Here is a 12,638-nt window from a genome sequence, read left to right on the forward strand (position 1 = left end):
CGCGAGGGAAACGCGGACTAGCCGATCTCGGCTTCGTAGATCTCAGGCTTGAAGCCGACCAGCCGACGGTCGCCCAGGTCGAGCACCGGGCGCTTGATCATCGACGGCTGGGCCAGCATCAGGGCGATGGCCTTGTCGGCGTTCAGGTTCTGGCGATCGGCCTCGTCCAGCTTGCGGAAGGTCGTGCCCGCGCGGTTCAGGATCGTCTCCCAGCCGTGCTCCTGGACCCAGCCTTCCAACGTCGCGCGATCGATCCCGACCGCCTTGTAGTCGTGGAAGTCATAGGCCTGGCCGCGCGCCTCCAGCCACTTGCGCGCCTTGGCGACCGTGTCGCAGTTCTTGATGCCGTACATCGTCGGGGTCATGGCCGGGTCTCCTGGCGCGAATCCCCTTGATCCTACCCGGTCAGGTCCCAGGCCTGGAGCACGATGTGCTGGGTCTGGCCCAGCTTGCTTTGCACCAGCACAAAGCGGTCCACCGTCCAGCGGATCGGGGCGATGGCCTGGGCCGGGATCACCTGGCCGTCGTAGAGCAGCGTGATATGCGGGGTGAAGCTGCTGTCGGGCTTCAGCTTAACCCAAGCCATGGCCTCGCCGAGCGCCTTCTGAAACACGATCAGATCCCGCACGCCCTCCCCGCCCTGCAGCGTGAAGGGGTTGTTCCCCGGCCGGTTGGCGAAGCTGACGGCCTGATCGAACGCGACCTCGAACGGCGCGGCCTTCAGGGCCGCCCCGGCGTCCTTGCCTTTGGCCACGATGTCATTGGGCAGGCCCACATAGTCGCCCAGGTGATGCAGGGTGATGTGGAAGCGGTCGGTCAGCAGAGGCTGGCCGCGCAGGCCCAGGGCCACCTTCAGCCGGCGCGCCTCGGTCGCGATCCGCTCGGCCGTCGCGGGGTCCGGATACAGCAGGAACATCAGCCGGTCGGTCGGCGTCGGCGGGTCGAAGCCCGGCAGGCCCATCTGCAATGTCTCGGCCATCCGGCCCTCCTGTCTCGGCCGCCAGGGTTAAGCCGCTTCGGCTTCGCGTCCAACCGCCGCATTACAATTCGTTTACGCGTGTAATCGATGGCTTGACTGGAACGTTTACGTGCGTAATCGTCAGAGCATGGATACGAACCCGCAACGCATCAGCGCCGCCGAAAGCGAAGTCATGAAGGTGCTCTGGGCCGACAGCCCCAAGCCCGCCGAGGACGTGCTGGCCATCCTGGCCAAGGACCACGGCTGGGCCGAGGGCACGGTGAAGACCCTGCTGAACCGCCTGCTGAAGAAGGGCGTGATCGCCGCCGACAAGGATGGCCGCCGCTTCCTCTACCGTCCGCTGGTCGGCCGCGAGGACTATGTGGATTCCGAGAGCCAGGGCCTGCTGGACCGCCTGTTCGATGGACGCCTGGCGCCCTTGGTCAGCCACTTCTCCAAGCGCGAGAAGCTGAACCCCGAGGACATCGCCGAACTGCGCCGCCTGCTGGACAAGATCGACGATGACCAGTGACCTGATCCTCTTCCTGGCCAAAGCCAACCTGGCCCTGGCGGCGGCCGTGCTGCTGGCGTTGGCCCTGCGCAAGCCGGTCCGCGCCGCGTTCGGGGCCCGCAGCGCCTATGCGCTGTGGCTGGTCGTGCCGCTGTCGATCCTGGCCCTGCTGATCCCGGCCCGCACCGTCGTCCTGCCCGCGCCCGTCGTCGCCGTAACGCCCGTCGCGACCGCCAGGGCGGACGGGCCGTCGTCGCCCACAACCACGCCGCCTCCACCGTCTATCCCGAGCCAACTCCGCGCCCTGCCGATCGCCAAGATCGTGTTGGGTCTGTGGGCCGTCGTCGCCTTCGCCGGCCTGGTTGTCCAGGCCGAGCGCCAGCGCCGGTTCGTGCGGTCGCTGGGCCGGCTCAGCGTCACCGACGACGCCAGCCTGTTGCTCGCCGAGCGCCCCGGCGTCGGTCCGGCCGTGATCGGCGCGCTGGCGCCCTGCGTGGTGCTGCCCGCCGACTTCGCCGAGCGCTTCACGCCCGAGGAGCAGGCCCTGATCATCGCCCACGAGCGCAACCACCTGGCCGTCGGCGACGCGCAGATCAACGCCGTGGTCACCGGCCTGCGGTGCCTGTTCTGGGTCAACCCCCTCGTCCATCTCGGCGCGGCCGTGCTGCGGATCGATCAGGAGATCGCCTGCGACGCCGCCGTGCTGGCCCGTCATCCCAAGACCCGCCGCGCCTATGGCGAAGCCATGCTGAAGACCCAGCTGGCCGCCTTCGCCCCGCCGCTGGGCTGCCATTGGCCCGCCTCGGCCAACAACCAACTGAAGGAGCGCTTCACCTTGCTCACCCGTCACCATGCCCATCGCGGCCGCCACCTGGCCGGCGCGGCCGTCGTCGCGGTCCTTGGCCTCTCGGCCGGGGTCGCCGCCTGGGCCGCCCAGCCGGCCCAAGTCGTCCAGCGGAGCCCCGGCCAAGCCAAGGCAGCCGCCGCCCGTCACCTGGGCCAACCGCTGTTCGAGGCCGTGCGCGCCAAGGACATCGCCGCCGTGCGCGAACTGATCGCCCTGGGGGCCGATGTGAACACGGTGGTCGTCGGCGACGGCTCGCCGCTGATCGAAGCCGCCCGTCGCGGCCGCATGGACATCGTCCAGGCCCTGCTGGCGGCCGGCGCCCATCCGAACCTGGCCGTGCGGGGCGACGGCGCCCCGCTGATCCAGGCCTCGCTGTCCGGCCACCTCGACATCGTCCAGGCCCTGGTGGCGCGCGGCGCCAATGTCGAGATCTTCGTCCCCGGCGACGAGACCCCGTTGATCAACGCCGCCCAGGCGGGAAGCCTGCCCATCGTCGCCTACCTGGTCGAGCATGGCGCCGACGTGAACCGCGCGGTCGAGGCCAATGAAGGCGAGATGCGCTCGCCGCTCAGTCAGGCCCGCAAGAACGGCCACGGCGCTATCGTCGACTACCTGAAGAGCCGGGGCGCGCGGTCCTAAGGGACCGCCCCAAACTTCCCCAATAAAATCAGCGAGTTTTTCAACGATGGCGATCATCGACGCCCGGACTTTGCCTGAAGCCAGCCGGATCGAGGCCGATCTGGTGATCATCGGCGGCGGCCTGGCCGGCATCACCCTGGCCAAGGAGCTGGCCGGCGGCCCGCTGAAGGTCGCCATCCTGGAGAGCGGCGGCCTGGAAATCGACATGGAGAACCAGGCCCTCTACGCCGGCTCCGGCGTCCAGAAAGCGCCCGGCAATCCCGACCGGCCGTTCGACAACTATCCGGTCCAGTCCCGCATCAGGGCCCTGGGCGGCTCGGGCCACGTGTGGGGCGGCAAGTGCGGACCGCTGGACCCCGCCGACTTCGCCGAGCGGCCTTGGATCCCCTACAGCGGCTGGCCCGTCACCCGCCCCCAGATGCAGGCCTACTACGACCGGGCCTGCGACCTGCTGGAGATCCCGCGCTTCCCGCTGGAGATGGCAAAGCCGACCGAACCCGATCGCCAGCCCCTGGCGCTGGACCCGGCGGACGGCTTCTTTCCGGCGCCGCGCGTATTCTCGAAATTCTCGGGCGGCGGCGACAAGGCGGCTTTCGACGCCTGGCGCACGAAGTTCGCCGACGCGCCGAACATCACCGTCTATCTCTACGCCAACGTCGTGAAAATTCGCCGGCAAGGCGCTGAAATCGTTGGCCTGGACGTCGCCTGCCTCAAGGGCTCTCACCACACCGCAAAGGCCAGGCGTTACGTGCTGGCGACCGGCGGCATCGAGAATGTCCGCCTGCTACTGGCCTCCGAGAACCTGGGCAACGGCCACGACCTGGTCGGGCGGTTCTTCCAGGGCCACGTCACCTATTCGAACGACGGCGACGCCGAGACCGAAGGCTCGGTCGTAGCCGTCACGCGCGCCGCGCCGCTGGAGCTCTATGCGCCGGCCAAGCGATTGTCGCCCCACTGCGTGATCGGTTCGGGACTGAAGGCCCAGGCGCGGATGAAGACCGGCAACTTCACCGCCACGCTCTACAAGGCCACGCCCTCCGGGACCGACACCAAGGTCGGCGCCGACACGCAAGCGATCCGTCGGACCAGCGGCCGCATCGCCGGCCAGGACGAGGCCCAACTGCTGGGTTATTTCGCCATGACCGAGCACTTCCCCAATCCCGACAGCCGCGTGACCCTGGATCCGGAGCACAAGGACCCGCTGGGCATGCCGCGCGTGCGCCTGACCTGGATCTATGGCGAGAAGGACTATGCCGACCTGGAGCGGTCGGTGGCGGGGCTGGCCGACGCGTTCGGCGCCTCGGGCCAGGGCCGGCTGTGCTGGTCGATCCCGCGTGACAAGTTGCTGGCGACCTCCAGCGCCTCGCGCCACCACATGGGCGCGACGAGGATGCACCCCGATCCGAGGAAGGGCGTCGTCGACGCGAACCTGCGCCTGCACGAGGTGAAGAATCTCTATGTCGCCGGCAGTTCGGTCTTCCCGACCTCCGGCATCGTCAATCCGACCCTGACCATCCTGGCGCTGTGCATGCGCCTGGCCGATCACCTGAAGAGCGAGACTGTACAATGACCAGCCGCCGCGACCTCCTGGCCGCACTGGTGGCGCTGGCCGCCACGCCGGCCCTGGCCCGCGCCGCCACGCCCGACGTCTTCGCCGGCCTAGACGCCGCCGCCGTCCAGCGGATCGGCAAGGCCTGGCGCGAGCAGCACCCGACCGTCACCGCCGGCGCCCTCGGCAAGCGCCTGTTTCCGGCCGGACGCGGCCTCGCCGCCCTGCCCCGCCTGCGCGACCAGGCCGCCGCCGATTTCCGCAAAGGCGTGGTCTTCGCCTATCGCGGCTGGCGGCTCTCGGACACCGAGGGGGCGCTGCTGGCGCTACTCTCGTTCGAAGCTTAGCCCGAGGAACTCGAACGGACATGGCCGGTTAGGTCCTCAGCAGAGGAGTTCCGCCATGCCCCAGGGCGACAAGAGCAAGTACACCGACAAGCAGGAACGCAAGGCCGACCACATCGCCGAAGGCTACGAGGCCAAGGGCGTCTCGGACAAAGAAGCCGAGCGCCGGGCCTGGGCCACGGTCAACAAGCAGGACGGCGGCGGCAAGAAGCCCGGCGGCTCGGGTCGCCACGCCTGAGCCCGATCAGGACGCCTTGGCCGTACTCGCCGTGGCGGTGTCGACCCGCGTCCAGGTCTGCGACTTGCAGAGGAAGTTGGGCAGCAGACAACCCTTGGCCTTCAGCGAGGCGCGGTCCAGCAGCTTGACCTGGCCCGAGAAGGTCATGTCCAGGTCGGGTACATAGACCCGGCCCTTCCACTCGTTGGGATCGGCGGCGGAAAAGTCGCGCAGCAGCTGCATGCCGACCAGATCCTGGTTCTTCTTCTTCTTCACGTCGGCGCGTGCGTGGTCATTGGCCCAGACGACGACGCCGCAGGTGCGGGCCTCGCACGGCTTGATCTCGATATGGACGCTGCCCTTGGGATTGCGCCAGACGCCGTAGATGTCCCCCGGACGCGGCGCGGCGCCGGTCTGGGCGAAGGCGGCTCCGCCCCCGGCCCACAGCGCTACCGCCACAGCCAGTCCACGCGACATGCTTCGGCTCATCACGGCCGTCCTTCTCTCAGCGGCTACGCCAACCCGTACCCCATCGGGGCGCGAAGCTAGCCGCTCGGAAAGACGAGGTGAAGCCGTCAGAATTGAGGCGTCCCCTTATTCGGTCAACCGGTGCGCCAATCGGCCCCGGTCGCGGCGAACAGGCGGATGGCGTCGACGAGGCGTTGGCCCTGCGCGCGGGCCTGGGCCGAGCGGGCGGCGTTGAGGGTGCGCTGGGCGTCGACGACCTCCAGCAGCGTGCCGCCGCCCTTGTCGAAGGCGACCCTGGCCAGACGCAGGCGTTCGGTCGCCTGCTGCTCGGTGCGGGCGTGGGCGGCGAGCGCCGCTTCATCGGCCGACAGGGCCGACAGCGCGTCCGCGACCTGGCCGAAGGCGGTCAGCACGGTCTGCTGGTAGCGGGCGCTGGCGGCGCGGGCGGCCTCGCGGGCCTGCTGGCGACGGGCCTTCAGGGCGCCGCCGTCGAAGATCGGCGCGGTCAGGCCGGCCCCGATGTCCCAGCCACTGGCGTCGTACGAGAAGAGATCGCCCGGCTTCAGCGCGCCCTGGGTCAGCGAGGCTGTCAGCTTCAGGTTCGGATAGAGGTCGGCCGTCGTGACGCCGATGTCGGCGGTGGCGGCGTGCAACTCGGCCTCGGCGGCCAGGATGTCGGGACGCTTGCGAACCAGTTGCGACGGCAGGGCCACCGGCACGGGGGCGCCGAGCGCCATGGTCGACAGATCGAAGGCCGGGGCGCTCCAGTCGGCCGGGGCCTTGCCGATCAGCACGGCCAGGGCGTGGCGGGCGGCGGCCAGTTCGCCCTGCAGGGCCGGCAGTTGGGCGCGGTCCTCTTCCAGCTGGCTTGCGGCCGAGACCTTGGCCAGGCTGGTCGAGCCGCCCAGGGCGTTGGCCTTGCGGATCAGCTCGATATTGGCCTGGTCGTCGGCGATCATCCGCTCGACACTGGCGATCTGGGCCCGCAGCGTAGCGATGGTCGCCGCCTGAAGGGCGACATTGGCGGTGAGACTGAGATAGGCCGCCTCGGCGCGGCGCCCCTGGGCTTCGACGCGCGCGGCGGCGCCCTCGATGCGGCGTCTATTGCCGCCCCACAGGTCGAGGTCGTAACTGACCGCGCCGCCGACCGAATAGAGGCTGAAGGTCGGGTTGCTGAGCTGGATGTCGCCAAAGCCCGTGAAGCCGAACGACTGCAGGTTGGCGCGCTCGCGGGCGACGCCGGCGTTGCCTGTCACCTGAGGTCCGGCCACGCCGCGCGCCTGCGCCAAGGCCGATTGCGATTGGGCCAAGGTGGCGTCGGCTTCGGCGAGCGTCGGGCTATCCTTCAGCGCCTGGCGGATGACGGCGTCCAGTTCGGGCGAGTTCAGCGCCGTCCACCACGGACCGGCGTTGGCCGTGTCGGCGTCAAGGCGCGCGGCGGCGGGGGCCGTCTCGCCCGCGCCCAGGGTCGAGGCGGCTTTGGGCGCGTCCGGCGCCTGAAAGTTCGGCCCCACGGTCGCGCAGGCGGACAGGCTAGTCGCCGCCAGCAAGGCGGTCAGGAGCTTAGTGGTCGGAGACATTGGCGGCCTTCGCCCCGGGCTTCGGGGTACGCATGAGAAGGATGAGCGGCGCGCAAGCGATGGTGATCACCAGCATCAGCCGGAAGTCGTCGAGATAGGACAGCATCGCCGCCTGCCGGCCGATCACGCCGTTGAACGCGGCCATGGCGGCCTCGGTCGAGAACACGTTCGGAGCGTAGGCCTGATACAGCGGGTTGTCGGGCCGAGCGTGCTCGACCAGCACCGCGTGGTGCTTCTCGATGCCGCTGACGAACAGGGCCTGCATGATCGAGATGCCCGCCGCCGAGCCGATGTTGCGGATCAGGGTGAAGAGCCCCGCCCCTTCCGCCCGATGCTGCGGCATGACCTTGGCGAAGGCAATCGTGCTGAGCGGGACGAAGATCAGGCCGGTGCCGACCCCCGACAGGAAGCCCGAGGTCACGAGCAGGGTCGTGTCCATCTCCAGATTGTAGTGGCTCATCTGCCAGAGCGAGAGCGCGCTGATCGCCAGGCCGATGCTGAGCAGCAGCTTGATGTTCATCCGCCCCATCAGCTGGCCCACCGCGAACATGGCGATGAAGGAGCCCAGGCCGCGCGGCATCGAGACTAGGCCGGTGAAGGCGACCGGGTAGCCCAGCAGGGTCTGCATCAGCGGCGGCAGCAAGGCGAGGGTGCTGTAGAGCAGGATGCCGATGAAGAAGCCGAACAGGCAGCAGGTGATGAAGTTGCCGTCGGCCAGCAGCTCGCGCGCCACGAACGGCTTCTCGGCGGTGGCCAGCTGGACGCCGAACACCCACAGCGCGATGACGGCGACGATCAGCTCGACCCAGATCTCTCGCGAGCCCAGCCAGTCCTGGCTGGGACCTCGGTCCAGCATCAGCTGGAAGGATCCGATGGCGATGGCCAGGGCCAGGAAGCCCAGGGTGTCGAACTTGCGCTTCTCGCTGCTCTTCTTCTCGGAGAGAAAGAAGAACACGCCGCAGAAGGCCAGGATGCCGATCGGCAGGTTGATGAAGAACACCCATCGCCAGTCGAGATTGTCGGTCAGCCAGCCGCCCAGGCCGGGCCCCAGCAGCGGACCGAGCACCGCGCCCGCGCCCCAGACGGCCATCGCCTGGCCGTGGCGCTCGGGCGGATTGATGTCCAGCAACACGGCCTGGGACAGCGGGATCAGCGCGGCTCCAAAGAGACCTTGCAGCAGGCGGAACAGCACGATCTCGACCAGGTTCTGCGCGACCCCGCACAGCATCGAGGCGGCGGTGAAGCCAATGATCGAGACGATCAGCACCATCTTGCGGCCCATCCGCTCGGTCAGGAAACCGGTCAGCGGCGTCATGATCGTCGAGGCCACGATGTAGGAGGTCAGCACCCAGGTGATCTGGTCGGTCGAGGCCGAGACGCTGCCCTGGATGTGCGGCAGGGCGACGTTGGCGATCGTGGTGTCCAGCGAGATCATGATCGTCGCCAGCATCACCGAGATGGTGATCGGCAAGCGATTGGCGACGTCGCGGGCGTGACCCTCCTGGAGCGCCTTGGGGGTCATCAGCGCTTGCCCGAGCGAATGTCCACCTTCGCCTTGGCGCTGAGCCCCGCCGAGAGGTTGCTGGGCGCGGCGTCGTCCAGGGTCAGGCGCACGGGCACGCGCTGGACGACCTTGACCCAGTTGCCGGTGGCGTTCTCGGCCGGCAGCAGGGCGAAGCTGGCGCCGGTGCCGGGACTGAAGCTGGCGACATGAGCCTTCAAAGGCTTGTCATAGGCGTCGACCTTGATGGTCGCCGGCTGGCCGACGCGCATATGGGCCAGCTGATCTTCCTTGAAGTTGGCCTCGATCCAGGGCTTGCCGGAGATCAGGAAGAACAGCGGCCTGGACGCCTCGACCCGCTGGCCGACCTGCAGCTGCTCGACCTTGGCGATGACGCCGTCGGTCGGGGCGACCACGGCGGCGTAAGAGCGGTCCAGCTTGGCGCGCTCGAGCTTGGCGGACGCCTCCAGCACGCCGGGTTGCTGCTCGGTGGCGATGTCGGCGCGACCGCCGAGGTCGGCCAGGGCCGTGGCGATCTGTTGTCGGACGACGGCGACCTGGCGCTGGGCCTGGTCGGCGGCGTGGCGGGCCTCGTCGGCCTGGGCCTTGGTGGCGACCCCGGCGGCGGCCAGATCGCCCTGGCGGGCGGCCTCGCGCTGAGCGTAGCCGGCGGTCTCCTGGACGGCGGCGAGATCGGCCAGGCGTTGAGCGTAGACCGCGCGCTTGCCCTGCACGTCGAAGCGGGCCTGGGCCAGGGCGGCCTCGGCCTGCGACACCGCCACCTGGTAGTCGGCCGGATCGAGGCGGAACAGCACCTGCCCCTTGGCCACGCGCTGGTTCTCCTGCACGTCGATCTCGACCACGCGGCCGTCGATGCTGGTGCTGATGCCCGTGCGGCTGGACTGGACATACGCGTTGTCGGTGGTCTCCGACTTGCCGCCCGTCAGCACGACGAAGGCGCCGATGCCCACGAGAACGACCAGCGGCGCGCCGATCATCAGCGGCCAGCGCAGGTGCTGGCCCAGGGTCTTCTCGCGCCGCCTGTTGGCCGCGCCGACCTCGGCTTCGGCAATGGCGTCGTAACCTTCAGCGTCGCTCACGCGCTGCTCCACGTCTCGATAGGTTTTGGGGAATCGTCGAGGTTCGTTCGGCTCGCGAACCTTGGCCCTCAGATAGGGCTCGGCCTGTCATGAGAGAAATGATATATCTTCACGACAGCCATGAATGCCGTGAATTTCAGAACCGCCGACCTCAACCTCTTCCGGGTGTTCGTCACCCTGCTGGAAGAGAAGAACGCCACACGCGCCGGCGAGCGCCTGGGCCTGTCGCAATCGGCCGTGAGCCATGCGCTGCGGCGATTGCGCGAGATGGTCGGGGACGACCTCTTCGTCAGGGGCCAGACCGGCTTGCGGCCGACGCCCCGCGCGCTGGAGATCGCCGACACCGCGCGTACCGCCCTGAAGCTGCTGGAGAGCGCCGTCACCAGCCAGCGGTTCGATCCGGCGGTCGATACGCACACCTTCAACATCGCGGCCGGGACCTATATTTCCTATGTCCTGGGCCCGCTGATCGCCGAGCGCGTGATCGCCACCGCGCCGAACGTCCAGATCCACTTCCACAACCTCTATGCCGGCATGACCGAGGACCTCGACACGGGGCGGCTCGACATGGTCATCGGCTGCTTCGAGGCAATCCCCGGCCGCTTCTCCTATGGTCCGCTATTCGAGGAGACCGGGGTCTGGGTTCTGCGCGCCGACCACCCGATGGTCGCCAGCGGCGTCGACTACGACGCCCTGGCCCGCCTGCCGCGCCTGGGCGTATCGGGCGGTGGCAACGATGATCCCGACCGCACCTCGGCCGGGCACCTGGGCCTGCGGCGCGTGACCTCGTGGGGCGACACCTACGCTCTGGGCGACAGCCCCTATCAGCCGTTCACGGTGCAGGACTCGTTCAGCGCCATGAACATGGTCGGCCGCTCGGACATGACCTGCATCCTTCCGCGTCGCCTGGCCCAGCTGGCCGCCGATCGGGGCAAGGTGTTCATGGTCGAACCGCCGAACGCCCCGCCCCCCATGCCGTTCGGCGCGGTGCTGCGCGCCAGCGACGCGGCGGACTCGCCCAATGGCTGGCTGCTGGACCTCTGCAGGGAAGCAGCGGCCCAGCTATAACCCTCTATTCGACCTGGCTGACATCGCGCACCGCGCCGCGGGCGGCGTTGGTGGTCATGGCGGCGTAGGCGCGCAGGGCGGGGCTGACCTCGCGCTTGCGGTCGAGAGGTTTCCACGCCTTCGACCCACGGGCCAGTTGAGCCTCGCGGCGCCCGGCCAGGACCGCGTCGGAGACTTCGAGCGTGATGCCGCGATTGGGGATGTCGATCAGGATCGAGTCGCCGGTCTCGACCAGGGCGATCAGGCCGCCCTCGCCCGCTTCCGGCGAAACGTGGCCGATCGACAGGCCCGAGGTGCCGCCCGAGAAGCGGCCGTCGGTGATCAGGGCGCAGGCCGCGCCCAGGCCCTTCGATTTCAGATAGGTGGTCGGGTACAGCATCTCCTGCATGCCAGGACCGCCCTTGGGGCCTTCGTAGCGGATGACCACGACCTCGCCGGCCACGACCTTGCCGCCCAGGATGCCGCTGACCGCCGCCTCCTGGCTTTCATAGACGCGGGCCGTGCCCCGGAAGGTCAGGATGGAATCGTCGACCCCGGCCGTCTTCACGATGCAGCCCTCGGGCGCCAGGTTTCCGAACAGCACGGCCAGACCGCCGTCCTTCGAGAACGGATGCTCGACCGAGCGGATGACCCCGTTCTGGCGGTCCAGGTCCAGGCTCTCCCAGCGGGCGGCCTGGCTGAAGGCGATCTGGGTCGGCTTACCGCCTGGCGCGGCGCGGAAAAGCTCGTGGGCGACGGCGCTGTTGGTGCGGCCGATGTCCCAGCGTGCCAGGGCCTCGGCCATGGTCGTGGCGTGGACGGTCGGCTGGGTCGCGTCGATCAGACCGCCGCGCTCCAGCTCGCCCAGGATGGCCATGACGCCGCCGGCGCGGTGGACGTCCTCCATGTGCACGTCGGCCTTGGCCGGGGCCACCTTGGACAGACACGGCACCCGGCGCGACAGGCGGTCGATGTCCTCCATCTTGAAGTCGACCCCGCCCTCCTGGGCGGCGGCCAGAAGGTGCAGAACGGTGTTGGTCGAGCCGCCCATGGCGATGTCCAGGCTCATGGCGTTCTCGAACGCCGCGCGCGTGGCGATGCCGCGCGGAAGGGCCGTGGCGTCGTCCTGTTCGTACCAGCGTTGGCAGAGGTCGACGACCAGGCGGCCGGCCTCCTTAAACAGGGCTTCGCGATCAGCGTGGGTGGCCAGGACCGAGCCGTTGCCCGGCAGCGACAGGCCCAGCGCCTCGGTCAGGCAGTTCATCGAGTTGGCGGTGAACATCCCCGAGCACGAGCCGCAGGTCGGGCACGCGGCCTTCTCGATCGCGGTGACTTCCTCGTCGGTATATTTGTCGTCGGCGGCCACGACCATGGCGTCGACCAGGTCCAGCGCCCGGATCGCGCCCTTCATCTGCACCTTGCCGGCCTCCATCGGGCCGCCGGAGACGAAGACGACCGGGATGTTCAGGCGCATGGCGGCCATCAGCATGCCGGGCGTGATCTTGTCGCAGTTCGAGATGCAGACGATGGCGTCGGCGCAATGGGCGTTGACCATGTACTCGACGCTATCGGCGATCAGCTCGCGGCTGGGCAGCGAGTACAGCATCCCGCCGTGGCCCATGGCGATGCCGTCGTCGACGGCGATGGTGTTGAACTCCTTGGCCACGCCCCCGGCCGCCTCGATCTCGCGGGCGACCAGCTGGCCCAGGTCCTTCAGGTGCACGTGGCCCGGGACGAACTGGGTGAAGCTGTTGGCCACCGCGATGATCGGCTTGCCGAAGTCCTCGTCCTTCATGCCCGTCGCGCGCCAGAGGCCGCGGGCCCCCGCCATGTTGCGACCGTGGGTCGAGGTGCGTGAGCGATAAGGAGGCATGGCA

Annotated in this window: 13 protein-coding genes; 6 read left to right on the plus strand and 7 right to left on the minus strand. The window is 69.0% G+C overall.

Annotation, left to right across the window (positions count from 1 at the left end; all coding sequences use genetic code 11):
• Positions 1-17: 17 nt before the first annotated feature.
• Both AC1RJ9_RS17170 and AC1RJ9_RS17175 read right to left on the minus strand, forming a co-directional pair.
• Positions 18-365, minus strand: a complete 348-nt coding sequence (locus AC1RJ9_RS17170) for an ArsC family reductase (protein WP_492838130.1) — start codon at positions 363-365, stop codon at positions 18-20.
• Positions 366-397: 32 nt separating this feature from the next.
• The gene (locus tag AC1RJ9_RS17175; RefSeq protein ID WP_492838132.1) at positions 398-979 is read right to left on the minus strand and encodes a 2'-5' RNA ligase family protein; all 582 of its coding nucleotides are present in this window, start codon (positions 977-979) and stop codon (positions 398-400) included.
• Positions 980-1,106: 127 nt separating this feature from the next.
• On the opposite strand from AC1RJ9_RS17175, the gene AC1RJ9_RS17180 reads away from it, so the two are divergent.
• From AC1RJ9_RS17180 to AC1RJ9_RS17200, 5 genes are read left to right on the plus strand one after another with little or no spacing between them, the layout of a single operon-like run.
• Complete coding sequence (locus AC1RJ9_RS17180) at positions 1,107-1,490, plus strand: BlaI/MecI/CopY family transcriptional regulator (RefSeq protein WP_492838409.1); 384 nt, start codon at positions 1,107-1,109, stop codon at positions 1,488-1,490.
• Positions 1,480-2,955, plus strand: a complete 1,476-nt coding sequence (locus AC1RJ9_RS17185; protein WP_492838134.1) for a M56 family metallopeptidase — start codon at positions 1,480-1,482, stop codon at positions 2,953-2,955. The genes AC1RJ9_RS17180 and AC1RJ9_RS17185 overlap by 11 nt, the downstream gene beginning before the upstream one ends.
• 46 nt (positions 2,956-3,001) lie before the next feature.
• Positions 3,002-4,525: an FAD-dependent oxidoreductase gene (locus AC1RJ9_RS17190; protein WP_492838136.1), complete on the plus strand. Its 1,524-nt coding sequence runs from the start codon at positions 3,002-3,004 to the stop codon at positions 4,523-4,525.
• A complete protein-coding gene (locus AC1RJ9_RS17195; protein WP_492838138.1) occupies positions 4,522-4,851 on the plus strand; it encodes a hypothetical protein in 330 nt (109 codons plus the stop codon). The genes AC1RJ9_RS17190 and AC1RJ9_RS17195 overlap by 4 nt, the downstream gene beginning before the upstream one ends.
• A gap of 55 nt (positions 4,852-4,906) precedes the next feature.
• Positions 4,907-5,086, plus strand: a complete 180-nt coding sequence (locus AC1RJ9_RS17200) for a hypothetical protein (protein WP_125157822.1) — start codon at positions 4,907-4,909, stop codon at positions 5,084-5,086.
• 6 nt (positions 5,087-5,092) lie between these two features.
• On the opposite strand, the gene AC1RJ9_RS17205 is transcribed toward AC1RJ9_RS17200, so the two are convergent.
• The 4 genes from AC1RJ9_RS17205 to AC1RJ9_RS17220 all read right to left on the minus strand — a co-directional run bounded on the left by AC1RJ9_RS17205 (position 5,093) and on the right by AC1RJ9_RS17220 (position 9,714).
• Complete coding sequence (locus AC1RJ9_RS17205; RefSeq protein WP_492838140.1) at positions 5,093-5,542, minus strand: DUF2147 domain-containing protein; 450 nt, start codon at positions 5,540-5,542, stop codon at positions 5,093-5,095.
• A 125-nt stretch (positions 5,543-5,667) separates the two neighbouring features.
• The gene (locus AC1RJ9_RS17210; protein ID WP_492838142.1) at positions 5,668-7,113 is read right to left on the minus strand and encodes an efflux transporter outer membrane subunit; all 1,446 of its coding nucleotides are present in this window, start codon (positions 7,111-7,113) and stop codon (positions 5,668-5,670) included.
• Positions 7,097-8,635: a DHA2 family efflux MFS transporter permease subunit gene (locus AC1RJ9_RS17215; RefSeq protein WP_492838144.1), complete on the minus strand. Its 1,539-nt coding sequence runs from the start codon at positions 8,633-8,635 to the stop codon at positions 7,097-7,099. The genes AC1RJ9_RS17210 and AC1RJ9_RS17215 overlap by 17 nt, the downstream gene beginning before the upstream one ends.
• Positions 8,635-9,714, minus strand: a complete 1,080-nt coding sequence (locus tag AC1RJ9_RS17220) for an HlyD family secretion protein (protein ID WP_492838146.1) — start codon at positions 9,712-9,714, stop codon at positions 8,635-8,637. Before AC1RJ9_RS17220 ends, AC1RJ9_RS17215 begins: the two co-directional genes overlap by 1 nt.
• A gap of 120 nt (positions 9,715-9,834) precedes the next feature.
• Between AC1RJ9_RS17220 and AC1RJ9_RS17225 the strand changes: the two genes are divergently transcribed.
• Positions 9,835-10,782, plus strand: coding sequence for a LysR family transcriptional regulator (locus tag AC1RJ9_RS17225; protein WP_492838148.1), 948 nt, complete (start codon positions 9,835-9,837; stop codon positions 10,780-10,782).
• 4 nt (positions 10,783-10,786) lie between these two features.
• Here the strand turns inward: AC1RJ9_RS17225 and ilvD are convergent, their stop codons facing one another.
• Positions 10,787-12,634, minus strand: coding sequence for a dihydroxy-acid dehydratase (gene ilvD / locus AC1RJ9_RS17230; RefSeq protein WP_492838150.1), 1,848 nt, complete (start codon positions 12,632-12,634; stop codon positions 10,787-10,789).
• Positions 12,635-12,638 lie beyond the last annotated feature (4 nt).

This window comes from Caulobacter sp. GW822-FHT07D08 (assembly GCF_058798735.1).

What these genes read in the sequence shown, in the direction of transcription:
- AC1RJ9_RS17170 (WP_492838130.1), bottom strand. Translation starts at nt 365, where the DNA reads ATGACCCCGACGATGTACGGCATCAAGAACTGCGACACGGTCGCCAAG.
- AC1RJ9_RS17175 (WP_492838132.1), bottom strand. Translation starts at nt 979, where the DNA reads ATGGCCGAGACATTGCAGATGGGCCTGCCGGGCTTCGACCCGCCGACG.
- AC1RJ9_RS17180 (WP_492838409.1), top strand. Translation starts at nt 1,107, where the DNA reads ATGGATACGAACCCGCAACGCATCAGCGCCGCCGAAAGCGAAGTCATG.
- AC1RJ9_RS17185 (WP_492838134.1), top strand. Translation starts at nt 1,480, where the DNA reads ATGACCAGTGACCTGATCCTCTTCCTGGCCAAAGCCAACCTGGCCCTG.
- AC1RJ9_RS17190 (WP_492838136.1), top strand. Translation starts at nt 3,002, where the DNA reads ATGGCGATCATCGACGCCCGGACTTTGCCTGAAGCCAGCCGGATCGAG.
- AC1RJ9_RS17195 (WP_492838138.1), top strand. Translation starts at nt 4,522, where the DNA reads ATGACCAGCCGCCGCGACCTCCTGGCCGCACTGGTGGCGCTGGCCGCC.
- AC1RJ9_RS17200 (WP_125157822.1), top strand. Translation starts at nt 4,907, where the DNA reads ATGCCCCAGGGCGACAAGAGCAAGTACACCGACAAGCAGGAACGCAAG.
- AC1RJ9_RS17205 (WP_492838140.1), bottom strand. Translation starts at nt 5,542, where the DNA reads ATGTCGCGTGGACTGGCTGTGGCGGTAGCGCTGTGGGCCGGGGGCGGA.
- AC1RJ9_RS17210 (WP_492838142.1), bottom strand. Translation starts at nt 7,113, where the DNA reads ATGTCTCCGACCACTAAGCTCCTGACCGCCTTGCTGGCGGCGACTAGC.
- AC1RJ9_RS17215 (WP_492838144.1), bottom strand. Translation starts at nt 8,635, where the DNA reads ATGACCCCCAAGGCGCTCCAGGAGGGTCACGCCCGCGACGTCGCCAAT.
- AC1RJ9_RS17225 (WP_492838148.1), top strand. Translation starts at nt 9,835, where the DNA reads ATGAATGCCGTGAATTTCAGAACCGCCGACCTCAACCTCTTCCGGGTG.
- ilvD (WP_492838150.1), bottom strand. Translation starts at nt 12,634, where the DNA reads ATGCCTCCTTATCGCTCACGCACCTCGACCCACGGTCGCAACATGGCG.